Here is a 24,758-nt window from a genome sequence, read left to right on the forward strand (position 1 = left end):
CTTTATATCAAAGATTATTTCGGCGTAGTAGGTCGCACCTCAATCTTACTTGGTAGCGTTCGGGCTGGCATTTTGATCAAATCGGAAACGATCTGGCCGATATCTTCAGGTTGGATTTTCCAGGCGTCTTTATCCGAAGGTTCGTGGTTGTTGAATTCAGTTGCTACCGAACCAGGCATGATCGTCGTTACTTTCACACCTGCATTGCGTACATCCAACATCATGGCTTGTGAAAAGCCTACCAGGCCGAATTTGCTGGCATTGTAAGCTGTACCATTGGCAAAAAAGTTGGTGCCTGCCAGGCTTGCAATGTTGATAAAATAACCTTTTGATTCTGTCAATGCGGCGATGGAAGCCTTTGCACTGAAAAATACGCCGGTAAGGTTAATATCGATCGTCTCTTGCCACAATTCGGCGCTCAATTCCTGAATAGGTGCGAAATGTCCCACGCCTGCATTGGCAATGAAATAGTCGAGCCTTCCCCATTTTTCTATCACGGTTTGGACTGCTTTTTCCTGGGAAGCCAGATTTCTCACATCGGAAGCTATGCCGACCGCGGAGCCGTCTCTGATTTGATTTAGAGCTTGCGCGGCCTCGTCGGCATTCTCCTGCGAACGACTGGTAATTGCCACGTAAATGCCGTCACGGATTAGCGCTTCGGCAATGCCGTACCCGATGCCTTTGGAACCTCCTGTGATCAGGGCTGTTTTTTTTGTTTCTGCCATTACCTGCTGGTTTATTTCAATTTTACTCGTAATGGGTTAACAGCATCAATGATCAGAAGGTTTGGAAAATGAGCTGCCGGTTTCGAAAATCTGCGAGTCGCGGGTGTTCTTCTGAACGGCAATAGCCCCGAAAATGCCCAGGAGAAAAGCGAATGCATAGAATCCTTTTTCGCTCGGTAGTAATGTCGCATTCCAAAGTCCGACGATCAATAAAACAACGGCCAGGATGGTCGAAAACCAGCTGATACCGTAATAAATAGCCGTAACCGGAATGCCTTCCAGACGGTCGCGGACGCTCTTTTGCACGGATACCGCGGCAAAGAGGCCGTACATTAGTACCGTAAAATAATATCCCTTTTCACTCAGCAGCATTTCCGACCGCCAGAGACCGATAATAAATCCGGCCATGCCGACGCCCAATGCGATCCAGGACGCAGCAATAAAGGCTCCTGAGGTTTTCTGGGCATTTGTAGTACTCATGATAGTGTTTGTTTAATGTTGGAGAAGGTACTTTTTACCTGAATATTACATCATTTTGTGATAAAGTACCATACTCCGTTTATTTGCCGGTCTCTCCCCAATATCCTATTTTTGCCGGCAGTATATATTTTGACAGATTCTAATCCTATTTATGAAGTTAGTAGCAAATAAGGTTGCATTGGTAACAGGGGCTTCGCGGGGTATCGGCCGTTCGATTGCGTTGCGCCTGGCTCAGGAAGGTGCTGATGTCGCGTTTACATATTTGTCCAGCGTAGAAAAAGGCGAAGCTCTGGCAAAAGAACTGGAATCATTTGGTGTGAAAGCCAAAGGTTACCGTTCGGATGCTTCGGATTTCCAGGCGGCCGATCAACTCGTTATCGACGTGATCGCTGACTTTGGCAAGCTGGACGTGCTGATCAACAATGCCGGTGTGACCCGCGACGGGCTCCTGATGCGTATGAGCGAGGAGCAGTGGGACACGGTGGTCAACATCAATCTGAAATCGGTTTTTAACCTTACCAAAGCTGCTACGAAATCCATGATCCGTGCGAAAAGCGGGTCAATTATTAATATTACATCGGTAGTGGGTATACGTGGAAATGCGGGGCAATCCAACTACGCTGCTTCCAAAGCCGGTATCATCGGGTTTACAAAATCTATTGCACTGGAATTGGGTTCAAGAAATATCCGTTCAAATGCCGTGGCACCCGGTTTTATCGAAACCGAAATGACCGACGCGGTGGATGCGAAGGCGGTGGAAGACTGGAAGCAGTCGATCCCGATGAAACGCGGCGGCCAGCCCGAGGAGGTGGCTGATGCCTGCGTGTTCCTTGCATCCGACATGTCGCGCTATATCACCGGCCAGGTAATCCAGGTCGACGGTGGTATGTTAACATAGCGTCTTTCTTCGTTAGTAAATAGCTGGCGGTTTCGTTGTATATTGTAACGTTGCCAGCTATTGAATCCCAACCCATGCGGTCAGAACTCATATTCCAAACCCCTTACTGGTTCCTAATTTTCTGCGTGCTTGCAGGTGTGGCCTATGCCTGGCTGCTCTATCAGCCGCAACCGTCGTGGGGGAAAAAATTGAATTACGTGCTGGCGGCCGCGAGAGGGATTGTGGTTGCATTGATCTGCTTCCTTCTGCTGAGCCCGCTTGTTCGGCGCACGCAAAGCTCGGTGGATAAGGCCAAAATCGTCTTCGCGATCGACAACTCCGAATCGGTTGGCAAATATGGACAGGCAGCGATGGCGCAGGTGAATGCTGCTGTCCGTGATCTCAATGAATCCGGTTTTGAAATAAGTGTAGAAACACTGAATGGCTCTGAAACCAGCACTGACTCGTTTCAATTCAATCAAAACAAAACCGATCTGGCTGGCTTGCTTCAAACGGTGAGGGGCAATTTTGAAGGTAGAAACCTCACGGACGTCGTGCTACTGTCGGACGGGATCGTGAACCAGGGCGTATCGCCGGCCTATAATCGTTATCCGTTCAGGGTAAATTCATTAGCTGTGGGTGATTCGGTGCCTAAGCTGGACATCCGGGTCAAGGATGTGGTTAGTAACCGCATTGCCTATCTCGGCAACGAGTTCCCGATCCGGGCGGAAATAGCAGCGAATGGCTTGCAAGGCAAAAGCACCACGGTTACTTTGAAACAAAACGGCCGCGTGATCCAGAGCCAACCCGTAGTGATCGATCGCGCCGATTACTTCAAAGCATTTGACTTCAAAACCTCTTCCGCACAAAAAGGCGTTCAGCATTACACGATTGAACTCGGCGCGGTTTCCGGCGAAACGTCCGGCCGTAACAACCGGAAGGAGGTTTATATCGATATTATCGACGGCCGTCAAAAGATATTGGTGATGGCCCTTGCGCCACATCCCGACATTAAAAGTATCCGGAGCGTCATCGAAGCGAATGATAATTATGAGCTGGACATCAATATTTTGTCCATTGCCAATAACCCACCGCCGAGCGCCAAGCCTTACGACCTCGTGATCCTGCACCAAATTCCCAATGTGCTGGGGTTAGGCAATGCGCAGGTCCGGAAGTTTTTGGATGCCAAAACGCCGTTATTCTTTATTCTGGGCAATCAATCGGCGGTGCCGCTGGCAAGTTCGCTGAGCCGGTCATTGTTTATCAATGCGGCTGCTAACAACCAGGTCGATAAGGTAACTGCACGTTTTAATCCATCGTTTCAGCAACTTAATCTGGATGCCGAAAGCCTGAAACTGCTGGAAAGGTTGCCGCCATTGTCGGTTCCGTTTGGGGAGTATAATATTTCCGCGGGAACTGAAACGATCCTTTATCAAAAGGTCGGAACGCTGAATACGAGCAAACCTTTGCTGGTACTGAATACGAATGGCGATCAAAAAACGGCTGTTCTGGCGGGAGAGGGGATCTGGCAATGGAGGCAGGAGGAATTTGCACAAACCAGCAAACAGGAAGTTGTGGATAATCTTTTCCAGAAGCTGATCCAGTTACTTTCGGTCAAAGAAGACCGCCGTAAATTTCGGGTGTATACGATCAGCAATGAATTTGAAGCCGGTGAGCAGGTTTCGTTCCAGACCGAGATTTACAACGACATTTACGAGCCGATTTTCGGCCAGGAAGTGAAGCTGGAACTGGTCGACGAGAAGGGAAAACGCAAGCAATTTACCTACACACATACTAAAGAGACGCCTCGGTTTAACGTCAGTGGTATGGCAGAGGGTGTTTATCGGTACGCAGCCTCTACAATGTTGAAAGGCAAGCAGGAAAATGCTTCCGGTCAATTTGTGATCCGGAACGCGGACCTTGAATTGAGCAATACAACGGCGGATTTCGGAATGCTCCGCGATCTTTCAAGGCGGTCCGGCGGTACATTCATGACGCCGACATCGCTACAACAATTTATTCAAAAACTAAAAAATGACCGCCCTGCGGACAGGCTGGATAGCACCGAGGATATGGTAGAGCTAATCTACATGAAATGGCTGTTTTTCCTGCTGGTAATCCTGCTGGGCGCGGAATGGGGACTTAGAAAATACCATGGCGGTTATTGATGTCTGGTCCCGGTATGATCGAATGCGTTTTACTCTTCATTATTTGCTGATTTGCCTGCTGGCTGGAAGCTTCCCACGCGCGAATGCCCAGGAAGCTGTTTCAACGGCAGATACACTTTCGCGAGATGCTATTCCCGCTACCAGACCGAATTACAAGATGCTCCGAGGGATTTTTGCGGCGCAGTCGGCTATATACCTCGGAAGCTTGTATGGGCTCAGTAAATCCTGGTATAAGAACCCATTAACCAAATTTACCATCGAAGACGATACGGGCGAGTGGTTACAAATGGACAAAATGGGGCACCTTTACACATCCTACCAAATCGCCCGCCATACCGCGGCCTTGTATAAAAAAACAGGGATTTCGAAACGGCAAATGCTTATTTATGGGGCTGTCTCGGGTGTGATTTTTCAAACACCCATCGAAATACTCGACGGCTTTTCGCCCGATTACGGCTTTTCGCCGGGCGATATGATCGCGAACCTGAGTGGTTCTGCGTTATTCCTGGGTCAGGTGGCATTGTGGGATGAGGTGCGTATACAACCTAAATTTTCATTTCATTACACCTCGCTGGCGCATGTGAGGCCCGCGTTGCTGGGCAGCAGTTGGTCGGAGCGTTGGCTGAAAGATTATAACGGGCAGACCTATTGGTTTTCCGCAAGCCCGAAATCATTTTTTAAAGGCGCTAAATGGCCTGGATGGCTATGCATTTCAGTAGGTTATGGTATTCAAAACATGGTATCGGCCGAGCCGAATAAAAGCATTGAAATGGGTTACCAGCCTTACAGGCAGTATTATTTGTCGCTGGATATCGATTTTACGAAGATCAAAACCAGAAATAAGTTTGTTAAGACGCTAGGTTTCCTGGTTAATTCCCTGAAAATTCCGGCACCCGCATTGCAGATCAGCAAGCATGGAGTGGATTTTAAGCCATTCTATTTTTAATATATTTTGTCTGAACTGAAATCGTTCAGAAGTTAGATGCAATAATTTGATATGAATATAGGAGATAAAGTAAGATTGGTACATGGGCGTGAAGAGGGTATCATCTATGCCTTTTTGCCTGGTAATGTAGTAGAAGTTGAAATTGAAGACGGGTTTCGGATTCCGGTCTTGAAAAATGAGATCGTGACTATTTCGCCGGTTGAATCACAGCGGATGGTGAAAGTGGAGGAGCCGAAAAAGGTTGCAAGTCGCTCGGACGTGATCATTCCCCGAAATGTGCCATTTGCGGAAAAGGGTATTTACCTCGCATTTATCCCGGTCAACGACAAAGCATTAACCGTTCACGTCATCAATAACACCGACTGGATATTGCCGTTCACAGCGGTTGCGGCGTCCGAATCCGTAAGTGTCGGCCTGGCTGCGGGCCTGCTACAACCGCGGACCTCGCAAAAATTGACCGAGTTGCAGATGAAGGATTTTGAAACCTGGCCGGTGTTTGATCTCCAAATGTTCTATTTCAGAGAAGGAAACCACCAGTTGCCATCGGCGTTGACTAAGCGCATCCGCTGCCGGGCGCAGTCGTTTTACAAAAATAAGGGCAAAGTGCCTGTGCTGGACAAGGATGGTTTTGTATATCAATTGGACGAAGAGAATCTGAAAAGAGAGACGCCAGGTATTACGGTCGATGTAGCGGGGGAGATTCGGGCGAGTATGCTCGGCCAGTCGGTTCCTGAGCAAAATACCCTCCCTAAACCTGAGAAAGTGATCGATTTGCACATCGAAAAGCTGGTTCCAAATGCCAAAAGCCTGTCCGTTGACGCCATTCTTAAAAAGCAGCTAGACACTTTTGAAAGTAACCTTGAATCGGCTATTGCCAATGGAATGGAGGAAATTACGTTTATACATGGCGCCGGCAGTGGCGCTCTGAAAAATGAGCTGCACCGCAGACTGGGGAAGAACCAGCATGTGCAATTTTTTAAAGATGCATTAAAGGAGAAATTTGGATACGGTGCTACCCTCGTCAAAATCAAGTAAAATATACGTCAGGCGCGGTTATTTTGGAATAATCGCTCTGATAGCATTCGTTTTTTGGAGCTGCGGTTCTAAAAAAACCTCCCCTAAGGCCCCTATGGAAGAATATAAATATTCGGATAAGGAGATACAGAACGAGAAACACTTGTCGGTGCTGAATGTGCCGGTTGAGATCCCTATTTCCGAGATCGAGAGCCAGATCAACAACCAGATTAAAGGGTTGATCTATGAAGACAATAGCTATGAGGATGATGATAACGACAACCTGAAAGCGAAAGTGTGGAAGATCAGCCCAATCAAAGTGGTTGCGATAGATTCTTCATTTCTTTTTGAGGTGCCGCTGAAAATCTGGGTTAGCGCAGGCTATAAGGTGAGCCCACTGGGTATGACCATGTCGGGTTATAAGGACACTGAATTCTCGATACGCATCCGGTTGATCTCCAAAATCGGCATTACACCGTCGTGGCAGATCAAATCTGAGACTTATTTGGATAGCTACGACTGGATTAGCGAACCCAACATCCGCGTGGCGGGTATCAATATCCCCATCAAAGGAATGGTGAGCCGCATGCTGAACAAAAATTTTGATGAAATCACGCAAGCCATCGACGAACAGGTTTCTTCCAATCTTGGACTCAAAAAGAATGCGGAGCTAGCCTGGAATATTGCCCGTCAGCCGGTCATGCTCGCGAAAGAGTACGACACCTGGCTGGTGATCGTGCCCACGGGCCTGGAAATGACTCCGTTGCTTGCGAAAAATAATGTCCTCCGTTCGGTAATTGGTATTAAAGGTTATACTCAAACCATTACGTCGGCGACAAAGCCGGCAGCAGCACCCTTGCAGAAGTTGCCGGATTTGAGGATCGTCGATAAGGTGAAGGACGATTTCAAGATCGGCCTGATTAGTCTGGTGTCGTACGAGGACGCCGCCCGGCTGGCCACGAAGCAGTTGGCAGGCGAGAAGTTCTCGTTTTTGGGAGGCAAGTATAATGTGGAAGTTACCTCCATCGAAATGTACGGGCAGAACGATCGCCTGGTTATCAAAGCGGGTTTGAAAGGGAGTATCAGCGGCGATATTTATCTGAAAGGAATGCCGTATTACGATCCCGCGACCCAGCAGTTGTCGCTGAAAGGCCTTGATTATGACCTTGACACAAAAAACTCGATCGTTCGCACGGCAGGCTGGCTTTTACAGGGGCAGTTCAGCAAAATGATGGAAAAACGGATGGTATTCCCGGTAGGCGGCCAGATTGCCGACGCCAAAAACACGATTCAGAAAACGCTTGCCAATTATAAAGTCACCGAAGGTGTAGTTGTGAAAGGAATACTTTCCGATATTGTGCCCGACAAGGTTTACCTCACTCCCAAACACCTTTATTCAGTTGTATTTGCGACTGGAAAAGTCAATTTGAAAGTCGACGGATTGAAAGGAATCTGATCAAAAATTTGTACAATATTCAGCGGAAGTGCCAGTTTTTTTTACTTTTTATGGTATATTGACTGCTGATCGAAAGAAAGTATTTCTTAGCTTTGTGGTCAGAGGAAAGGTCTAAGCTGTCCTGCCGCTGCGGCTTTTTAGCCGGGGAGGAAAGTCCGGGCAGCATAGAGTGCCGTACTTCCTAACGGGAAGGCAACGTACCGGCGACGGTTCGTTGACAGCAAGTGCAACAGAGAGGATACCGCCGTGGCATATTTTTTGTGTGCCTCGGTAAGGGTGAAAAGGTGGGGTAAGAGCCTACCGGTTTCCTGGTGACAGGGAATGCATGGTAAACCTTACGGGCTGAAAGATCAAATAGGTGTTGGTTTACGGGGCTACTCGTCCCTGTTCTTTCGGAACGCCAGCACGGGTAGATCGTTAGAGGTTCCGGGCGACCGGAATCCTGGATAAATGGCAGGAGCGGATACCAGGTAACTGGTTGAAGTAACAGAACCCGGCTTACAGGCTTGGCTTTTTTTCTGATTTTTTGAATTTATTTATAATGCTATATTGAATCACATAACGCGTGTTTCCCATGAAGAAAAAGAATCTTTACGTTGCTTTACTTTGTTCTACCCTCCTGAGTTACAATACGCACGCCCAAAATCGTACGTATGACGGACCGAATAAAATGAATACTTGGTCTGTTACAGGCTATGGAGGTATTACAAAATTCTTCGGAGATTTGACCCAGTACAATGGCTTCTTCAAGCGTGGAGACAGGGAAGAATTAACCGGTGCGTGGGGGCTTTCAGTTAATAAGCAGCTCACCCCGCTTTTTGGTATCCAGCTTACAGGTGTTAATGGCCGTTTGCAAGGAGCCAAAGACAATCACTACAGCTCTATCAGCGGTGAGACTTACAGCGCTACATTCAACAGCCCGTCATTTGTTCAATTGACACTGGATGGAACATTGAATGTGAACCGTTTGCTGTTAGGTTACAATAAGCTCCGTCGTTGGAAAGTGGATGCACATTTAGGAGGTGGTATCGTTTACTACCACACAGATATTGACTGGACAAACGTAAAAACAGGTGCTGTTGGTCACTTTTCTACTAACACCGACGCAAGTTCCAAAACTGCTGGTAAATGGGAACGCAACGGATCCACTTACACGCGTGAATGGGTTGTTCCAACAGGTTTGACAGTGCATTATGAACTGTCGTCCCGTTTCGACCTTGGCCTGGATTACACCCACAACTTCGTAAATACCGAGAAATTGGATGCAACCGTAGGCGGATTGAGCGACTACGATCTGCAAGCGGGTATTTGGACGTTCGCGAAAGGTGATTCCAAAAACGACGCCTACGGAATGCTTTCATTAGCAGTTACTTATAAGTTGGGTAAAAATGCGGTTAGAGCAAAAGACGGCAAATACGATGCAGCCGCAGGACGTTATCACCTGCGTTGGGCTAACCCTCAGCAGCTGATTCCTGTTCCTTACAACCCGACTATGAATGACGCGGATTCAATTGCGAAAGCAAATATGCCGAAGCCTGTAGACCCACGTCTTTATACCGATTCCGATGGTGATGGTGTAGCTGATCTGTTTGATAAAGAAGCCAATACACCTGCGGGTAGCATTGTCTCTGGTGGTGGTGTAGCATTGGATATCGATAAAATTATCCGCGACGCGATCAAAAACAACCTTCCAAAAGACGAATGCGAAGCGTTGTTCAGCAATATTGAATTTGATACGGACAAAGCGATCATCCGCAATCCTTCTAAGGAAACACTCAGCAAAGTGGTTGAATTGTTGAACATGCGCACCAACTGCCGTATCGTACTGGTAGGTCATACAGATGCCCGTGCTTCCGATAGCTACAACGTATCCCTGTCACGTCGCCGCGTCGATGCAGCGAAGCGCTTCCTCGTTCGTGCAGGCTTGACAGATCCTAGCCGTATTATTGCAGAATACTACGGTGAATATCGCCCAATCGCAGAAAACACAACTGTGGAAGGTCTTCAATCCAACCGTCGCGTTGAGATCAAGATCTTGCCAAATAACACAATACGTTCTACTTACCCGGCTGGTTTCCGCCGCTAGTCATAGCAGACAGTATATTGAAAGGAAGGCAAGAAATTGTCTTCCTTTTTTGTTACCCGTATATTAAGAAAACAGGAAAGTTTGCCTACCTTTGCACCCTGTTTAATTACGGGACGAGTTCCCAACCATAACAAATTCTAAAATGGCAGTTAAAATTAGGTTAGCGCGTCGTGGACGCAAAAAGAAAGCGATCTACGATATCGTAGTCGCAGATGCCAGAGCACCACGTGATGGTCGCTTCATCGAAAAATTGGGTATCTACAACCCAGGTACCAACCCCGCTTTCATCGTTCTGGAATCAGACAAAGCAGTTGACTGGCTTTTGAAAGGTGCTCAGCCAACTGACACAGCCCGTTCTATCCTGCAACATGAAGGTGTATTGCTTCGCAAACACTTGCAAGTTGGTGTTTTGAAGGGTGCTATCACGCAAGAAGTTGCAGATTCACGTTTCGAAGAGTGGAAAGGTTCGAAAACAGACCGTAAAGCTACTGCTGCCGATACTTTGGCACAGCAAAAAGACGCTGACAAAAAAGCGAAACTGGATGCTGAGCGTAAAGTTAACGACGCTCGTGCTGAGGCGATCGCCAAGAAAAACGCTCCTCCTGTGGAAGAAGTACCAGCTAGCGAAGAAGTCGTTGATGAAACTGCTACCGACGCAACTGACGCAACAGATGCAGCGGCAGACGCTCCGGCAGAAGAGTCAGCAGAATAACTCGATGTTACATACATGCTCTATGGGTCTGTCGGTTTTCCGCACAGACTCATATTGTTTTATACAGAAACTAAATTCTAAATCCGGCAAATGACACAGGATAACTGTTATTTATTGGGCTATGTTGTGCGGACCCACGGGACTGCGGGTAATGTGGTGATTTATCTGGATGTGGATTATCCGGATGACTACGGAGACCTGGAAACAGTATATATTGAGATAAAAGGGGAGTTGGTACCCTACTTCATTGATGACATCAATCTGCAAAAGCAAAGCAATGCCATTGTGACTTTTGAAGACGTAGACACGATCGTGAAGGCGCAGGCACTCGTCGGCAGCTCGCTCTATTTGCCTTTGGAAGAATTGCAGGAGTTGGGCGACGATGAATTTTACTATCATGAAATCAAAGGTTTTCATGTGATTGATCAATCGAAAGGAGAGCTTGGGATTGTGCGGGAGGTGTATTCGCTGAATGGCCAGGACTTGATTGCGATGGATTACCAGGGAACGGAAGTATTGATCCCAACCGCGAATGATATTGTAATCAAAGCAGATAAGGAAGGGAAGTCTCTTTTGGTAAACCTCCCGGAAGGGTTGTTAGAAGTGTACCTCGATAGTTCGTCAGAAAATACGCCTGATGATGCGGATTGATATACTGAGCTGCGTTCCAAGTTTGCTCGATAGTTTCTTCGCGCATTCTATTTTAAAAAGAGCGCAGCAAGCGAATCATGTCGAAGTAGTCATTCACGATATTCGTGACTACTCGATCAATAAACACCGCACGATCGACGATTACGCATTCGGCGGTGGCGCCGGCATGGTCATGCAGATCGAGCCGATTGCGCGTTGTATACGCGCGCTGCAAGGTGAGCGGGAGTATGACGAGGTTATTTATCTGACACCCGACGGTGAGCAAATGCAGCAAAGAATGGTCAACCAGCTCTCATTAAAAGGCAACCTGATCATGCTCTGTGGGCATTATAAGGGTGTTGATCAACGCGTGCGTGACCTATTTGTTACGAAAGAAATTAGTATCGGAGACTATGTGCTTTCGGGAGGTGAGTTGGCTGCTGCCGTGCTTTCTGATGCTATTATCCGCCTCATCCCGGGGGTTCTAAATGATGAGACTTCTGCATTGACGGATTCATTCCAGGATAATTTACTGGCGCCGCCGGTATATTCGCGTCCAGCCGATTTCGAAGGTCATAAAGTGCCCGAAATCCTGATGTCGGGCCACGAAGCAAAGATTGAGGAGTGGCGTTATGAGCAATCGCTTAAAAGAACAAAAGAAAGAAGGCCGGACCTGTTGCAATAACAGCGCCGACCTCCGCGGTCCGACCTTTGCGGTCCGACCTCCGCGGTCCGACCTTCGCGGTCCGACCCTTTTCTATGTGTAAGGCGAGTTAAAAGTCAAGATTGCAGTTGATCCATTCATTGTCGAAGTTGGTGCCGTATTTGCGGTAAAAATTGACGGCGGATGTATTCCAGTCAAGCACCTGCCACATCATTCCCGTACAGCCGACCTGTTTGGCAGCGATGACCGTCGCATCAAACAGAATTTTTCCGATCCCATTACCACGCATCGATTCGGTCACGATGATATCTTCCATGTAGAGTCGCTTTCCCTTCCAGGTGGAATAGCGATAGTAGTAGAGGCAAAGCCCGATGATTTTAGAATCCACTTCCGCAACGAAAAAGTCAAACAGCTTTTCGTGATAGTCGCGGGTCATTTTGTCAACATTATTGGTTACCTGGTTCAAAGCTCTTTCATAGATCGCAAGCTCTTTTACCAATTCGAAAATTGCGGGTATATCCCCCGCCGTCCCCTGCCTGGTCGAAATATTCATGATAAGCGGTTTATTAATTAGAAAGGTTAAGAATCGAGAATATACTATTTCCTACTGATAGTTCACGTAGTTTTCCCATTTTTGGAGGATAGCCTGGAAATTTTCAGGGAGGTCGGTGTCGAACTGGATCCATTTACGTGTGGTAGGGTGAATGAAACCAAGTGATTTGGCATGCAACGCCTGTCCGGGAATAAAGGTGAACGCGTTTTCAACCATTGCTTTGTAGCTGCCGCTGGACACTCCCCGAACGATCTTATCGCCACCGTACATTGGGTCGTTAAAGATCGGATGGCCGATGTGCTTCATGTGCGCACGTATCTGATGGGTGCGACCGGTTTCGAGATTGCATTTGATGAGAGAAACATAGCGCAATGGTTTGATGACTTCATAATGCGTTACGGCGTGTTTGCCCTGGCTGCCATCCACAAACACGTCCATCACACGCCGGTCCCGCGCGCTACGCCCGACATGGCCGGTAACAGTGCCTTTTTCGACTTTCGGTTCTCCCCAGATCAGTGCGTGATAAGTCCGTTCAATAGAATGATCGGCGAATTGGCTGGCAAGGAAGGTCATGGCAAATTCCGTTTTCGCGATCACGAGCAGGCCGGATGTATCCTTGTCAATCCGATGGACAAGGCCGGGACGTCCTTCACCATTTCTGCCTGTTGGTAGTTGCTGGAAATGGTAAACGAGCGCGTTGATCAATGTGCCCGTCCAGTTGCCGAAGGCGGGGTGCACCACCATTCCTGCCGGTTTGTTGACGATCAGCAATACGTCGTCCTCATAAACAAAGTTCAGAGGAATATTCTCGGGCAAGATTTCGGTGTCACGCGGGGGCTGTGGCAGCGACAACGTAACGACGTCGAAAGGTTTGACCTTGTAACTGGCCTTCGTGGGTAGCCCGTTAACCCTCACCGCTTCCGCATCAATCCCATTTTGTATTTTTGTTCGGGAAGCGTTCGCTACGTGAAGATTCAGATATTTATCGAGCCGCATCAGGCTCTGGCCTTTGTCGGCCACAATGCGGTAATGTTCAAATAAATCGTCCTCATCGGAGGCATTTTCAACTAGATCTGCGGACATTCTCTATTGATTTACAATCGGCAAAATTATCAAAATAAGTGGATTTACTAAGTCGGTTATCGCCCACGCCGCTTCAACGTCTATCGAATACGGACATTGACCAAGCCGGTGTGCAGTTATATATCAAGCGTGATGACCTTGTTCATCCTGCGGTTTCGGGCAATAAATGGCGGAAGCTGAAATATAGCCTGCTAGATGCACAGCATAGCGGAAAGAAGGCTATTCTTACGTTCGGAGGGGCATATTCCAACCATTTGTATGCGACGGCGGCGGCGGGCGCAGCATTGGGGCTGAAAACAATCGGCATTGTCAGAGGCTTAGAGCTGGAGGGAAATGACAATGCAACCTTGCAGTTCTGCCGGGCAAATGAGATGGCCTTGCATTACGTGACAAGGGAGGAATATCGTCAGCGAAATTCGGAAGAGTATCTTCAGCGTATTTCAGAACAATTCGGACATCCTTATATGATACCCGAAGGTGGTAGCACATCACTTGCATTAAAGGGAGTTGCCGAAATGGTTACGGAAGTGTCAGATCAGCTAAGTGCCAAACCAGATTTTTTTGCTACTGCAACCGGAACAGGTGGGACGGCTGCGGGAATTCTGTCGGCCGCTTGTGATGTATTGGCTTTTTCGGCACTAAAAGGAGGAGATTTTCTCAGGGATGACATCCAAAACTTGCTGCGTGGGGCAAACAGTCCCGGAAAGCTTGCACTGTTTACAGCGTATCACTTTGGTGGTTATGCCAAATGGAACAATGAACTGTTGACATTCATACAAGATTTTCGGGCTGAATTTGGTATTCAGTTGGAGCAAGTTTACACAGGTAAGATGTTCTATGGCCTCCTCGATCTGATCAGGAAAGGTTATTTCAAGCCCGGCACTACTATTGTCGCCGTGCATACTGGAGGCCTGCAAGGGTTGATCAGGATGTGACTTCCTCGATCTCCTCTTCGCTGTTGGCGGGTTTGTTGGTAAAAAATTCTTTGATCAGGTCTCTGTCCCCAGCGATCCAAAGCACATCCTGGTTTTCAATGATCATTGAAGAGTCGGGATTGAGAATGCGTTCCCCATTTCTTTCCAGCCCGACGATCATACCATGCGTCATTTCCCTGATCTGGCTGTCGCGGATCGTTTTGCCCCGTATATTGTATTGGGGCTTAATTTCAATACGTTCCAGCACAACATGATCCTCGTGTGCCATATAAACGTCGCCATTGGTGCTAATCTCAATATGGCTCCGGAATACATCAAGCTGGTCGTCCGTACCAATCACTTCAATCCGGTCGCAGGGGTAAAGTACTTCTGTCGGGCGTGGAAGATGGATGGTTTTGCTGCCACGCTCAATGAGCACGACATTAATGCCGAAATTTTCCCTGATTTTTAGCTCCTGTAAACTTTTTCCGATCATATTGGAGTCGGCGCTTACTTCCAGAAAAGCAAAATGTGCGTCCCACGGCAAAAGAATCCTCTTAGATTTCCCACTCCCTTCGAGTTGCCGTGCATTCAGGTTTTGCAGGAAGCGGTCTTCGATTTTGTGGTAAAACTGTTGCAACCTTTGGTAAAAAATGGCGAAACCCAATACCATAATACCGCCCGCAACGATGAATGCGATTTGCGTCGAGAAGAATGAGTTTAGCAGGAATGCCATCAATAAAATGGCAATTAATACCCTCGAAAGTTCAAGTAGCAGCAGCGGGCCACGGCTGTATTTCCGGCTTAGCCAGATCGCCGAGTAAGCTTTCCGGTTACCTCTTTTGAAAACCAATGCCCACAGGAACGGTGAAATCAAAAGGAATGTGATTCCAAAAAGCACCGAATTGGTTATGAAGTTCTCGGGCACCCGTGTATGCAGCTGATCGGCCAGCTGACGCGACGAGGCCAGGATAATGCCCACTACGACCACCGAGTTTAATACCACCGTTTGTGCGTAGGATTTTAGTATTTGGTTCCATTGCGTGGTATGCACGATGGTTTCGGTACTGGTGCTGTACCGGTTGAGATAATGCCGCCACTTTTCGGGTAAATGCTTGTTGAGCCATTCGTACAGAGGCTCGGAAGCTTTCATCATGTAGGGCGTGCCAAATGTGGTGATTACTGAAACCCCCACTGCGATCGGGTACAAAAAGCCACTCGTTACTTTCAACGAAAGACCGAGATTCGCGATGATGAACGAAAATTCCCCGATTTGCGACATGCTCATGCCCGATTGAAGCGATTTCTTTAAAGGTTGACCGGATATCACCGCTCCTAATGTTACAAACGTTGTTTTGCCAAGCATTACTACCAAAACGAGAATCGCCGTGGGTACCGCATATTCCAGCAACAGGCTTGGGTTGATGAGCATGCCTACCGAAATGAAGAAAACCGCCCCGAAAAGATCCTTAACCGGTTTGAGCAAATGTTCGATCTTCTCAGCGTGGGTCGTTTCTGCCAAAATGGAACCCATGATAAACGCGCCTAACGCTGCTGAAAAACCTGCTTTGGTCACCAGAAATACCATTCCAAAGCACAAAGCCACGGAGGTGATCAGTACACTTTCATCGTTCATTAGATGCCGGTAGCGGCGAAGCAACGTGGGAAACACGAATATTCCCCCGAGAAACCAGATGATCAGGAAGAAAAAGAGTTTCAAGCTCGACTGGATCAGCTCGTACCCGGCGAATTGCTGGCTCAACGATAACGTGGAAAGTAAAACCATCAATAATACGGCGGTAAGATCCTCGATCACCAGGATACCCATTACGACGCGGGTGAATTTCTGCGTTTTCAGGCCAAGTTCGTCGAATGCACGAAAAATAATGGTGGTGGATGAAATAGCGATAATACCGCCAAGGAAAAGGCTGTCCGTTTTGCTCCATCCGAGTAACTGACCGGTCAGAAAACCGGTTACGAGCATCATGGAAACTTCAAACAGACCGGTAATAGCGGCTGTATTACCGACCTTGACCAGCTTTTTAAAACTGAACTCTAAACCCAGATTGAAGAGTAGAAATATCACACCTATCTCCGCCCATATTTCGATGGTTTTAATGTCGGTGATGGTGGGGAACAAATTAAAATTGGGACCAACAAGTAACCCGGCCAATATGTAACCAAGCACGACGGGTTGCTTCAATTTCTTGAAGATCAGGGTAATAATCCCTGCCATCGTGAGTATTAGAGATAGGTCAACGATTAGTTGGGGAACGTGCGTCATGAAGGGTTGATGTTGATGGACAAACTACTTAGATCAATAAAATACAAAAAGCCTTCGACGAATCAAAGGCTTTCCGGGTTTTATGTCATCAGAAGTTCTAACCTACGCTACCTTCCAGGCTGATTTCCAGAAGTTTCTGAGCTTCCACTGCGAATTCCATCGGAAGCTGGTTTAATACTTCTTTAGCATAGCCATTGACGATCAACGCCACCGCTTGTTCGGTGGGTATACCACGTTGGTTGCAGTAGAAAAGAATGTCTTCGCCGATCTTCGAAGTGGTTGCTTCGTGCTCTACAGTCGCCGACGGATTATTTACCTCAATGTAAGGGAAAGTATGCGCACCGCATTTGTCGCCAAGTAACAGGGAGTCGCATTGCGAGAAGTTACGCGCCTTTTCTGCCTTTTTGAAAACCTGCACTAACCCGCGGTAAGAGTTCTGGCTCTTTCCGGCAGAGATACCTTTTGAAACGATCCGGCTTTTCGTGTTTTTGCCGATGTGGATCATTTTGGTGCCGGTATCGGCTTGCTGCATGTTGTTCGTCACGGCTACCGAATAGAATTCACCGATCGAGTTATCGCCTTTCAGGATCACCGAAGGGTATTTCCAGGTAATGGCAGAGCCGGTTTCTACTTGTGTCCAGGAGATTTTCGAGCCAGCTCCGTCGCAGATGCCGCGCTTGGTTACGAAATTGTAAATGCCGCCTTTACCGTCCTTGTCGCCAGGGTACCAGTTTTGTACGGTCGAATATTTTACATTGGCATTTTCGTGGGCAAAAATTTCAACTACTGCTGCGTGCAACTGGTTTTCGTCACGCATTGGGGCAGTACAACCTTCCAAATAGCTAACATGACTGTCCTGGTCACCGATGATCAGCGTCCTTTCAAACTGGCCTGTTCCCGCCGCGTTAATACGGAAGTAGGTTGATAGCTCCATCGGGCAGCGAACGCCTTTAGGAATATATACAAATGAACCATCGGAGAAAACCGCCGAGTTCAATGCTGCGTAATAGTTATCCTTAGGTGGTACAACCGATCCAAGGTATTTTTTAACCAATTCCGGATGCTCACGGATCGCCTCGCTGATCGAGCAGAAGATAATGCCCTTTTCTTTGAGTGCTCCTTTAAACGTCGTAAAAACCGATTCAGAATCCATTACCGCGTCGACGGCGATACCTGAGATTCTCTTTTGTTCATTCAGTGAAATACCCAACCTTTCGAAAGTGTTGCGCAGCTCGGGATCTATATCGTCTATGCTCTCGACAGACTTCTTTTTCTTGGGAGCAGAATAGTACTTGATAGCCTGGAAGTCGATGGGCGGATAATGCACATTCGGCCATTTGGGCTCCTCCATGGTCAGCCACAAATGGTAAGCTTTAAGGCGCCATTGCAACATCCATTCAGGTTCATTTTTTTTGGCTGAAATAAACCTGACAATATCGTCATTAAGACCCACAGGGGCCTCATCTGCTTCAATATCAGTTACAAAGCCGTATTTGTATTCCGAACTGGTGATTTCTTCCAACAATTCTTCTTCTTTGCTCATAGTCGTATTAATGTCACACTCTGGTTGGTAACTATCCTAACACAGAGAAGTGGGATTGAGTTTAATCAGAAGGTCAAAAATACGGAAAATTGTGGAGAATACGGCAGTTACCGAGGGAAATAGGTTTTGGTCGGCAGAAACAAAAAAGACCTGCTAGGCAGGTCTATTCGCTATTTATTGCTCGATCAGGATCAGAGATAAGTACTCGTGGAGAGATAATTTTTTACATAATCATCGATCCCTTCTTCCAGGCTGCTGAACGGACGGGTATATCCGATGGAACGCAACTTGCTCATATTCGCCTGAGTGAAATACTGGTATTTGTCACGGATATCTACGGGAGTGTCGATATATGAAATGTCCGGGGTCTTGTCCATCGCATAGAAAGTATTTGTAACCAAATCCTTGAACGTGCGCGCCTTGCCACTGCCAAGGTTATAAATGCCCGAATTTTTACGATGATGCATGAAGTAGATGCAGACGTCGATCAGGTCCTTTACATAAATAAAATCGCGCATTTGCTCCCCGTCCTTGAAATCGGGGTTGTGCGAGCGGAAGAGCTTCATTTTTTCAGTCGCCTTGATCTGGTTGTAAGCATGGAAAATCACCGAGGCCATGCGACCTTTATGGTATTCGTTCGGCCCGTAGACATTGAAGAATTTCAGGCCAGCCCAGAAAAATGGTTTTTTCTCCTGTGCTAACGCCCATTTATCGAATTCGTTTTTGGAATCACCGTAGGGGTTAAGTGGTTTAAGCTGACCCAATGTTGATTCATTGTCGTCATATCCGTGTTCGCCCAAGCCATATGTTGCCGCCGACGAAGCATATACGAGCGGGATTTGGTAATCCACACATTTTTCCCAGATGGCCTTAGAATAATTTACATTCAGTTCATCAAAAATTTCTTTATCGAACTCCGTAGTATCGGTGCGCGCGCCGATGTGGAAAATAAATTCAACATCGCGGCTGTTCTGATCAAGCCATTCGAAAAGTGCATTCCTTTCTACTTTTTCTTTGATGGTCTTTCCCTCCAGGTTTTCTGCCTTTTCGATTTTGGAAAAATCATCCACTGCAATAATGTTCTTAAAGCCGTCCTGATTGAGCCGGCCTACAAGCCCGCTGCCAATAAAGCCGGCTGCACCTGTTACGATAATCATGGAGATTATATGTTTAACTGTAAAAAGAATGCCAGATAAGAGTACAAACCTGTGTTGATCTACTCTTGAAATTTAATGGCAAAATAGGATTTTTTTTAGTTATCCGCTTGTTAACAAACAAAACTACGGATACAAGGTGTAATTTTGCACCTGAATTATCAAGTGGTAGGAAGTTTTATGATTTACGTAACAAGAAAAGAGCATTTCAATGCAGCGCACCGGCTTTACAACCCGGCATGGAGTGACGAGAAAAACCAGGAAGTGTTTGGCCCCTGTGCCAACAATAACTGGCACGGGCATAATTTTGAGCTGATTGTTACGGTAAAAGGCAAGCCGGATCCCGATACTGGTTTCGTGATCGACCTGAAAGTATTGGGCGATATCGTCAAACGTGAAGTGGTGGACAAGGTAGATCACAAGAACCTGAACCTCGACGTGGATTTCATGCACGGCAAAATGGCTTCGTGCGAAATCTTTGTAATGGAAATCTGGAATATCCTGGCGCCTGCCATCGCACAGGCAGCCGCGAATGCAAAACTGCATTATATTAAGCTGATAGAGACTCCTAAGAATTTTGTGGAATACTACGGGGAATAAAGAGACCGCCGACAATTAACCGCCGACCGCCGATACTCTATGAAATACTACATCATTGCGGGTGAACGCTCGGGGGACTTGCATGGCTCCAACCTGATCAAAGGCATCAAAGCAAGTGACCCAAATGCCGAGTTCAGAGGCTGGGGTGGCGATATGATGGAAACGGAGGGTATGCAGCTCGTGACGCATTACAAGGACACTGCTTTCATGGGATTTCTGGAAGTGGTCATGAACTTACGTACGATCACGGGTTTTCTGAAGAAATGCAAGGCGGATATTCTCGAATACCAACCCAATGCATTGATTCTAATAGATTATCCTGGTTTCAACTTGCGCATTGCCTCCTTTGCTAAGTCAAACGGGCTCAAAGTATTCTACTACATTTCTCCGAAAGTGTGGGCATGGAACCAGAAGCGCGCCTGGAAAATTAAGGCGAATGTGGACCACATGTTCGCGATCTTTCCGTTTGAAATAGATTTTTACAAAAAATACGATTTCAAGGTTGACTACGTGGGCAATCCGTTGATGGACGCCATCGCCGCATTCCGCCCCGATCCGGATTTTCGCCGAAAACATAGATTGGACGACCGTCCCATTATCGCATTGCTCCCCGGAAGCCGGAAGCAGGAAATCATTGGCATGCTTGACACCATGCTTACCACACAAAAGCACTTTCCCGGACACCAATATGTAATCGCGGGTGTGTCGAACCTGCCTTCTACATTGTACGACCAGTATTTATCCAGCGGCAAAGCTACGATCGTCTACGAAAGCACTTACGACCTGCTATCGGTTGCCGAGGCGGCGCTGGTCACTTCCGGGACGGCCACATTGGAAACAGCATTGTTAAAAGTGCCCGAGGTAGTTTGCTACCGGACCAGCGCAATTTCCTATTCGGTTGCGAAGCGGCTTATACGCATTCCTTTTATTTCGTTGGTGAATTTGATTTTGGAAAAAGAAGCTGTCAGGGAATTGATTCAGGATGAATTGAATGAAGAGAATCTTGTCGGCGAGTTGAAACGCATTCTGCCTGGCGGAAGCGAGCACTCGCGCCAGATGGAAGATTATGAGCGGCTTGCAGAGTTGGTCGGCGGGCCTGGGGCGTCGGAGCGGACAGGGGCGTTAATTGTTAATTATCTGTCTGGAAATACTGATCAGCTCAAATAGCTGATTGAACATATTTTTTTGCTATTTACGTAGTTGTCTACGTATATTTAAACCTAAATATTGAAGCTTGAATGTTATGAACATTTTTAATGAAGTAGGAGCCCTCGCCATTTCGACCAGATTGCAGCGTCTCAGTGATCAGTTTCGAAAAGATGGAGTCCTTATTTATCAGCATAATGGGATCAGTTTCGAGCCAAAATGGTTTCCGATTATCTATGCGCTTCACTTGAAGCAGTCGCTGGGCATTATGGAGCTTTCAGAGGAAATCGGGTATGCGCATCCTTCAACGATCAGTCTTTTGAAGGAACTTGAAAAGGAAGGTTTAATTGAGTCATTCAAGGATGAGAAGGATGAGCGCAAACGCATGGTGCGGCTTTCAGCAAAAGCGACGGCACTCGTAGCGCGAATGCAGCCAGTTTGGGATAAGATTAGGAAAACAGCCGAACAAATTATCGATAATGCCAATAACCTGTTGCAAGCCATGGACGAAACGGAATACCAATTAAAAAAAGAAGGTTTTTTTGAACGTTACAAAAAAATGGAACAAGAAGAAACATCCGCTTCGGTCCGCGTTGTGGACTACAAGCCAGAGTATGCGAAAGCATTTTACGACCTCAACTATGCCTGGATATCTGAAACTTATGAAGTGGAACCAGAAGATGAGAAGACGCTTTCCGACCCGGAAACTTATTATCTGAAAGACGGCGGCGCGATCCTGATCGCATTGTATGGCGACGAACCAGTCGGGACGTGTGCATTGAAAAGGAATGGCGACGTAGTTGAAATGAGCAAAATGACAGTTTCAACCAGCATGCGGGGGAAGAAAATCGGTGATCTGTTGGGAAATGCGGTGATCGAGAAAGCGCGGGAGCTGGGTGCGAGTAAAGTGATCCTCTATTCGAACCGTAAGGGCTCGGCGGCGGGGATTAATCTTTACAAAAAGCTGGGTTTCGAAGAGGTGCCGCTGACGGGGCACAATTTCAAGCGGGCTGATATTAAGATGGAGCTCGCGTTGATCAGTTGAAAACCTTTCCTAAATCTATTTTAAGATCGGGGAAAATGGACGATTGTGCTAATTCAACGGCTGGCGGTAAGCCTATATATTTGCCGTCATCATTGAGTACGTAGATTAGCACCGCGCTTTGAGCCGACTCGACGAGCCAATATTCCCGAACACCGGATTCTTGGTACAGATTGAATTTGTTGTGCATTTGTGTCTTGGAATTACCGGGGGAGAGAATTTCAACGATTAAATCCGGCGCTCCCAGGCAACCTAACGTCGAACGGAGCGGAAAAGGCCTGACAATAATGGTTTTCAAAATAACCCCCTATTCTCAAATGTAATTTCCCCGAGATTTGCTGATGTCGCGTACTCGTCGCCGGCGACATTTTGAAAACCTTTCCTTTTATCAGTTCCACGCGCTCATTGAATTGCCAAAGCAAATAATCGGCATAGGTGTAAGTGCCGCTCAGGTCTAATTCATTAACGTCTTTGATAATTGCGGACATCGTGCGTTGGTTGGTTGCTGGATATCTTTTTAAACTACCCAAAATCCTTCCGGAAGTCAATTGTGAATGACCAGAGACCAGTTGTGGATTATCAAGTCTTCCTTTTCTTTTTTCTGGCGGAAGGAAACAGCACATTGTTCAATATCAACCGGTAACCGGGCGAATTGGGGTAGAGGTTGAGGTCTGTCGGCATGCGACGGCCGCCCCCGCCGCGACCTTCCGGGTCGTGGCCGCCGTAGAAGGTCCATTGGCCTCGACCAAGTTCGCCGTAAATGTAGCGGTCGGAGGTGCTGCTGGTGCCCATCACGAGCGAGCTGGGTTTGACGGTGTATTTGGAGAATGCGGTCGTTTGCCCGAAAAATTCACGGATCAAATGTTCGTGGTTTTGTACGAGCATGGCGGGAATGACGTCCCATTTGGCCGAGAAGTCGAATAGGGAGAAATAGGCATCGTTTTCGCCCCAGCCACGGTAACGGCCGGCGGCGGAATTGATGTCGGAGAAATTCATGCCTTCGTATTCATCCAGTTGCAATTTGAAATTCTGAAATGCAAATGTTTTGTCGAAATCGAGCTTATTTTGGGCATCAGGGTCGATACCGTCGCCGTCGAGGTTATCGACAATATCCACACCTTCCGCTGCCAGGGCGATATCGAAGGTTTCCGCGCCCGAGCACATCGCAAACAGGAAACCCCCACCTGCACAAAATTCCTTAATAGCTTTGGCAACGGCCAGTTTCAGTTGTGGTACTTTGGCAAACCCGTAACGACTTGCAATGGCTTCCTGGGCCTTGATGTCGGCCTCGCTGGTCCGGCGGAGATTTTTGCCGAACTGTCCGGTGAAATCTTCATGATGCAAATGCAGCCAATCGTATTTCGGAAGATCGCCCCGCATGATTTCTTCGTCGTAAATCACTTCGAAGGGTATTTCAGCATATTTCAGGACCAGCAGTACGGCGTCCGTATTCTCAAATTCGGCCGGACTGATCTTGATCGGAGAATACACCGCTATTTTAGCCGCTTTGAACAGCTTCACCACATCCATATTCACATTCGGATTACTGATCTGGGATATCATCTGCGCGCTGGCTGCTTCCGACAGCACTTCGTAGGAAACGGCCCTTAGTTTGCATTCGTTTTCAATGGATTTACTATACCCGACCTTGAAACTGCCGCCGCGATAATTCAGCAGCCATTCTACTTCAATGTCCCCTTTCAGCAGTATGTAAGCCAGCCCGTATGCCTTCAAATGGTTGGTCTGGGTGTTGTCCATCGGTATCAGGATCTGATTTGCGAGGCAGATCTGCGACAGGAAAACCAACACGAGCGGTAGAATCTTTCTCAGCATAGTAAGAAGCGTTTGAAGTCCGAAGCTGCATCGTCAGGGGAGGTGTATCAAATTTAAACAATAAAGAACAATTTAGACAGCTGTAAATGAGGTTTTTGTAACGATTTTAACGAGGCGTTTACCGCATTTGCATTTCATTTCGGAAATGATGCGTTTGCTGGCTAAATTTGGAATATACGTCTACTCATCTGCTCCCTGTCCATGACCGAAACGCAAATCCTAAACTACGCGCTTAACCAGTTCGCGGGAATCGATGCCCAGGCATTCGATCTGTCATTGCCTTATTGGGAAAAGAAAACCTACGGGAAAGGACAGTTTTATAATGAATACAAAAATGTATGCAAATACCTCGGGTTCATTCTCGACGGGGTGTTTCGGACCTATTACATTGACGACGAGTCCGCAGATGAAAAGAATGTCTTTTTCTTTTCTAAAAACCAGGTCGTAGTGGCATATAAAAGCTTCGTAACACAAACGCCCTGCAGCTATTATACCGAGTCGATGACAGAATCGACAGTCCTGTATATCCACGTCAATCACCTCAATGAGCTTTACGCCAAATCACATCACTGGGAGCGTTTCGGGCGGCTGGTGGCGGAGACGGCATTCAACCTCGCCATGAACCGTGCCGAAGAATTCATGTTCCGTACGCCCGAGCAGCGTTACCTGGAATTAATCCGGAACCATCCGGATATTTTTAATAACGTCCCTTTATACCACATTGCCTCTTATCTGGGCATTCAGGCGCCTTCATTAAGCCGGATCAGAAAAAGAATGGTGGGTAAATGACGATCTTAACTTGGGTTAAGAATATAGTCTGCTGAGCTGCTGACCTTTGTTGTGTTCAA

At 47.2% G+C, this 24,758-nt stretch carries 22 protein-coding genes, 1 other RNA gene and 1 pseudogene; 15 read left to right on the forward strand and 9 right to left on the reverse strand.

The genetic code is table 11. The features are described from left to right. Nucleotides 1-14: 14 nt before the first annotated feature. Complete coding sequence (locus LZD49_RS08740; protein WP_234666961.1) at nt 15-725, reverse strand: SDR family oxidoreductase; 711 nt, start codon at nt 723-725, stop codon at nt 15-17. 45 nt (nt 726-770) lie between these two features. Next, nucleotides 771-1,205 carry an inner membrane protein YiaA gene (yiaA, locus tag LZD49_RS08745; protein ID WP_234666962.1) on the reverse strand — a complete coding sequence of 145 codons (435 nt, stop codon included), beginning with the start codon at nt 1,203-1,205 and terminating at the stop codon, nt 771-773. Between the two features lie 151 nt (nt 1,206-1,356). On the opposite strand from yiaA, the gene fabG reads away from it, so the two are divergent. The 10 genes from fabG to trmD all read left to right on the forward strand — a co-directional run bounded on the left by fabG (nt 1,357) and on the right by trmD (nt 11,779). Next, nucleotides 1,357-2,103 carry a 3-oxoacyl-[acyl-carrier-protein] reductase gene (fabG, locus tag LZD49_RS08750; protein WP_234666963.1) on the forward strand — a complete coding sequence of 249 codons (747 nt, stop codon included), beginning with the start codon at nt 1,357-1,359 and terminating at the stop codon, nt 2,101-2,103. 74 nt (nt 2,104-2,177) lie between these two features. After that, nucleotides 2,178-4,250: a VWA domain-containing protein gene (locus LZD49_RS08755; RefSeq protein WP_234666964.1), complete on the forward strand. Its 2,073-nt coding sequence runs from the start codon at nt 2,178-2,180 to the stop codon at nt 4,248-4,250. Nucleotides 4,251-4,272: 22 nt separating this feature from the next. Next, a complete protein-coding gene (locus LZD49_RS08760; protein WP_234666965.1) occupies nt 4,273-5,196 on the forward strand; it encodes a DUF2279 domain-containing protein in 924 nt (307 codons plus the stop codon). Nucleotides 5,197-5,247: 51 nt separating this feature from the next. Continuing rightward, nucleotides 5,248-6,231, forward strand: coding sequence for a DUF2027 domain-containing protein (locus LZD49_RS08765; protein WP_234666966.1), 984 nt, complete (start codon nt 5,248-5,250; stop codon nt 6,229-6,231). A 94-nt stretch (nt 6,232-6,325) separates the two neighbouring features. Beyond that, the gene (locus LZD49_RS08770) at nt 6,326-7,666 is read left to right on the forward strand and encodes a DUF4403 family protein (protein ID WP_234666967.1); all 1,341 of its coding nucleotides are present in this window, start codon (nt 6,326-6,328) and stop codon (nt 7,664-7,666) included. Between the two features lie 108 nt (nt 7,667-7,774). Next, nucleotides 7,775-8,183: RNase P RNA component class A (rnpB, locus tag LZD49_RS08775), an RNA gene on the forward strand. A 57-nt stretch (nt 8,184-8,240) separates the two neighbouring features. After that, complete coding sequence (locus tag LZD49_RS08780) at nt 8,241-9,752, forward strand: OmpA family protein (protein ID WP_234666968.1); 1,512 nt, start codon at nt 8,241-8,243, stop codon at nt 9,750-9,752. Between the two features lie 142 nt (nt 9,753-9,894). After that, complete coding sequence (locus LZD49_RS08785; RefSeq protein WP_234666969.1) at nt 9,895-10,464, forward strand: 30S ribosomal protein S16; 570 nt, start codon at nt 9,895-9,897, stop codon at nt 10,462-10,464. Between the two features lie 90 nt (nt 10,465-10,554). Further along, nucleotides 10,555-11,115, forward strand: coding sequence for a ribosome maturation factor RimM (rimM, locus tag LZD49_RS08790; protein ID WP_234666970.1), 561 nt, complete (start codon nt 10,555-10,557; stop codon nt 11,113-11,115). Further along, entirely contained in the window at nt 11,105-11,779 is a 675-nt protein-coding gene (trmD, locus tag LZD49_RS08795; protein ID WP_234667189.1) for a tRNA (guanosine(37)-N1)-methyltransferase TrmD, read from the forward strand. The genes rimM and trmD overlap by 11 nt, the downstream gene beginning before the upstream one ends. An 88-nt stretch (nt 11,780-11,867) precedes the next feature. Here the strand turns inward: trmD and LZD49_RS08800 are convergent, their stop codons facing one another. Both LZD49_RS08800 and LZD49_RS08805 read right to left on the reverse strand, forming a co-directional pair. Continuing rightward, nucleotides 11,868-12,311 (reverse strand): GNAT family N-acetyltransferase, encoded by a 444-nt coding sequence (locus LZD49_RS08800; protein ID WP_234666971.1) that lies wholly within the window; start codon nt 12,309-12,311, stop codon nt 11,868-11,870. Between the two features lie 51 nt (nt 12,312-12,362). Beyond that, nucleotides 12,363-13,394: an RluA family pseudouridine synthase gene (locus LZD49_RS08805; RefSeq protein WP_234666972.1), complete on the reverse strand. Its 1,032-nt coding sequence runs from the start codon at nt 13,392-13,394 to the stop codon at nt 12,363-12,365. A 38-nt stretch (nt 13,395-13,432) separates the two neighbouring features. Between LZD49_RS08805 and LZD49_RS08810 the strand changes: the two genes are divergently transcribed. Next, nucleotides 13,433-14,329 carry a 1-aminocyclopropane-1-carboxylate deaminase/D-cysteine desulfhydrase gene (locus LZD49_RS08810; protein ID WP_234666973.1) on the forward strand — a complete coding sequence of 299 codons (897 nt, stop codon included), beginning with the start codon at nt 13,433-13,435 and terminating at the stop codon, nt 14,327-14,329. Here LZD49_RS08810 and LZD49_RS08815 read toward each other — a convergent pair. The 3 genes from LZD49_RS08815 to rfaD form a co-directional block, all read right to left on the reverse strand. Continuing rightward, nucleotides 14,319-16,592 (reverse strand): cation:proton antiporter, encoded by a 2,274-nt coding sequence (locus LZD49_RS08815; protein ID WP_234666974.1) that lies wholly within the window; start codon nt 16,590-16,592, stop codon nt 14,319-14,321. The two genes, LZD49_RS08810 and LZD49_RS08815, sit on opposite strands and share 11 nt — an antisense overlap. Before the next feature lie 97 nt (nt 16,593-16,689). Then, complete coding sequence (sufB, locus tag LZD49_RS08820; protein WP_234666975.1) at nt 16,690-18,135, reverse strand: Fe-S cluster assembly protein SufB; 1,446 nt, start codon at nt 18,133-18,135, stop codon at nt 16,690-16,692. 191 nt (nt 18,136-18,326) lie between these two features. Then, complete coding sequence (rfaD, locus tag LZD49_RS08825; protein WP_234666976.1) at nt 18,327-19,292, reverse strand: ADP-glyceromanno-heptose 6-epimerase; 966 nt, start codon at nt 19,290-19,292, stop codon at nt 18,327-18,329. Nucleotides 19,293-19,469: 177 nt separating this feature from the next. Between rfaD and LZD49_RS08830 the strand changes: the two genes are divergently transcribed. The 3 genes from LZD49_RS08830 to LZD49_RS08840 all read left to right on the forward strand — a co-directional run bounded on the left by LZD49_RS08830 (nt 19,470) and on the right by LZD49_RS08840 (nt 22,080). Beyond that, nucleotides 19,470-19,889, forward strand: a complete 420-nt coding sequence (locus tag LZD49_RS08830; RefSeq protein WP_234666977.1) for a 6-carboxytetrahydropterin synthase — start codon at nt 19,470-19,472, stop codon at nt 19,887-19,889. 39 nt (nt 19,890-19,928) lie between these two features. Further along, nucleotides 19,929-21,056 (forward strand): lipid-A-disaccharide synthase, encoded by a 1,128-nt coding sequence (lpxB, locus tag LZD49_RS08835; protein ID WP_234666978.1) that lies wholly within the window; start codon nt 19,929-19,931, stop codon nt 21,054-21,056. 76 nt (nt 21,057-21,132) lie between these two features. Then, nucleotides 21,133-22,080 carry a helix-turn-helix domain-containing GNAT family N-acetyltransferase gene (locus LZD49_RS08840; RefSeq protein WP_234666979.1) on the forward strand — a complete coding sequence of 316 codons (948 nt, stop codon included), beginning with the start codon at nt 21,133-21,135 and terminating at the stop codon, nt 22,078-22,080. Here the strand turns inward: LZD49_RS08840 and LZD49_RS36020 are convergent. Together LZD49_RS36020 and LZD49_RS08850 are read right to left on the reverse strand one after the other, a co-directional pair. Further along, nucleotides 22,073-22,700, reverse strand: a pseudogene (locus tag LZD49_RS36020) (Uma2 family endonuclease). The gene LZD49_RS08840 and the pseudogene LZD49_RS36020 overlap by 8 nt on opposite strands. After that, the gene (locus tag LZD49_RS08850; RefSeq protein WP_234666980.1) at nt 22,657-23,910 is read right to left on the reverse strand and encodes an asparagine synthetase B; all 1,254 of its coding nucleotides are present in this window, start codon (nt 23,908-23,910) and stop codon (nt 22,657-22,659) included. Before LZD49_RS08850 ends, LZD49_RS36020 begins: the two are co-directional and overlap by 44 nt. A 201-nt stretch (nt 23,911-24,111) precedes the next feature. On the opposite strand from LZD49_RS08850, the gene LZD49_RS08855 reads away from it, so the two are divergent. Next, nucleotides 24,112-24,699, forward strand: a complete 588-nt coding sequence (locus LZD49_RS08855; RefSeq protein WP_234666981.1) for a Crp/Fnr family transcriptional regulator — start codon at nt 24,112-24,114, stop codon at nt 24,697-24,699. The last annotated feature ends 59 nt before the right edge of the window (nt 24,700-24,758 follow it).

Source organism: Dyadobacter sp. CY261 (genome assembly GCF_021440085.1).
Taxonomy (GTDB): domain Bacteria; phylum Bacteroidota; class Bacteroidia; order Cytophagales; family Spirosomataceae; genus Dyadobacter.

Coding starts and splice junctions, on each gene's coding strand:
- LZD49_RS08770 (WP_234666967.1), top strand. CDS start 6,326: ATGGAAGAATATAAATATTCGGATAAGGAGATACAGAACGAGAAACAC.
- LZD49_RS08855 (WP_234666981.1), top strand. CDS start 24,112: ATGACCGAAACGCAAATCCTAAACTACGCGCTTAACCAGTTCGCGGGA.
- LZD49_RS08850 (WP_234666980.1), bottom strand. CDS start 23,910: ATGCTGAGAAAGATTCTACCGCTCGTGTTGGTTTTCCTGTCGCAGATC.
- LZD49_RS08805 (WP_234666972.1), bottom strand. CDS start 13,394: ATGTCCGCAGATCTAGTTGAAAATGCCTCCGATGAGGACGATTTATTT.
- yiaA (WP_234666962.1), bottom strand. CDS start 1,205: ATGAGTACTACAAATGCCCAGAAAACCTCAGGAGCCTTTATTGCTGCG.
- trmD (WP_234667189.1), top strand. CDS start 11,105: ATGCGGATTGATATACTGAGCTGCGTTCCAAGTTTGCTCGATAGTTTC.
- LZD49_RS08755 (WP_234666964.1), top strand. CDS start 2,178: ATGCGGTCAGAACTCATATTCCAAACCCCTTACTGGTTCCTAATTTTC.
- LZD49_RS08765 (WP_234666966.1), top strand. CDS start 5,248: ATGAATATAGGAGATAAAGTAAGATTGGTACATGGGCGTGAAGAGGGT.
- LZD49_RS08785 (WP_234666969.1), top strand. CDS start 9,895: ATGGCAGTTAAAATTAGGTTAGCGCGTCGTGGACGCAAAAAGAAAGCG.
- LZD49_RS08800 (WP_234666971.1), bottom strand. CDS start 12,311: ATGAATATTTCGACCAGGCAGGGGACGGCGGGGGATATACCCGCAATT.
- LZD49_RS08780 (WP_234666968.1), top strand. CDS start 8,241: ATGAAGAAAAAGAATCTTTACGTTGCTTTACTTTGTTCTACCCTCCTG.
- LZD49_RS08830 (WP_234666977.1), top strand. CDS start 19,470: ATGATTTACGTAACAAGAAAAGAGCATTTCAATGCAGCGCACCGGCTT.
- fabG (WP_234666963.1), top strand. CDS start 1,357: ATGAAGTTAGTAGCAAATAAGGTTGCATTGGTAACAGGGGCTTCGCGG.
- sufB (WP_234666975.1), bottom strand. CDS start 18,135: ATGAGCAAAGAAGAAGAATTGTTGGAAGAAATCACCAGTTCGGAATAC.
- rimM (WP_234666970.1), top strand. CDS start 10,555: ATGACACAGGATAACTGTTATTTATTGGGCTATGTTGTGCGGACCCAC.
- lpxB (WP_234666978.1), top strand. CDS start 19,929: ATGAAATACTACATCATTGCGGGTGAACGCTCGGGGGACTTGCATGGC.
- rfaD (WP_234666976.1), bottom strand. CDS start 19,292: ATGATTATCGTAACAGGTGCAGCCGGCTTTATTGGCAGCGGGCTTGTA.
- LZD49_RS08815 (WP_234666974.1), bottom strand. CDS start 16,592: ATGACGCACGTTCCCCAACTAATCGTTGACCTATCTCTAATACTCACG.
- LZD49_RS08740 (WP_234666961.1), bottom strand. CDS start 725: ATGGCAGAAACAAAAAAAACAGCCCTGATCACAGGAGGTTCCAAAGGC.
- LZD49_RS08760 (WP_234666965.1), top strand. CDS start 4,273: ATGCGTTTTACTCTTCATTATTTGCTGATTTGCCTGCTGGCTGGAAGC.
- LZD49_RS08840 (WP_234666979.1), top strand. CDS start 21,133: ATGAACATTTTTAATGAAGTAGGAGCCCTCGCCATTTCGACCAGATTG.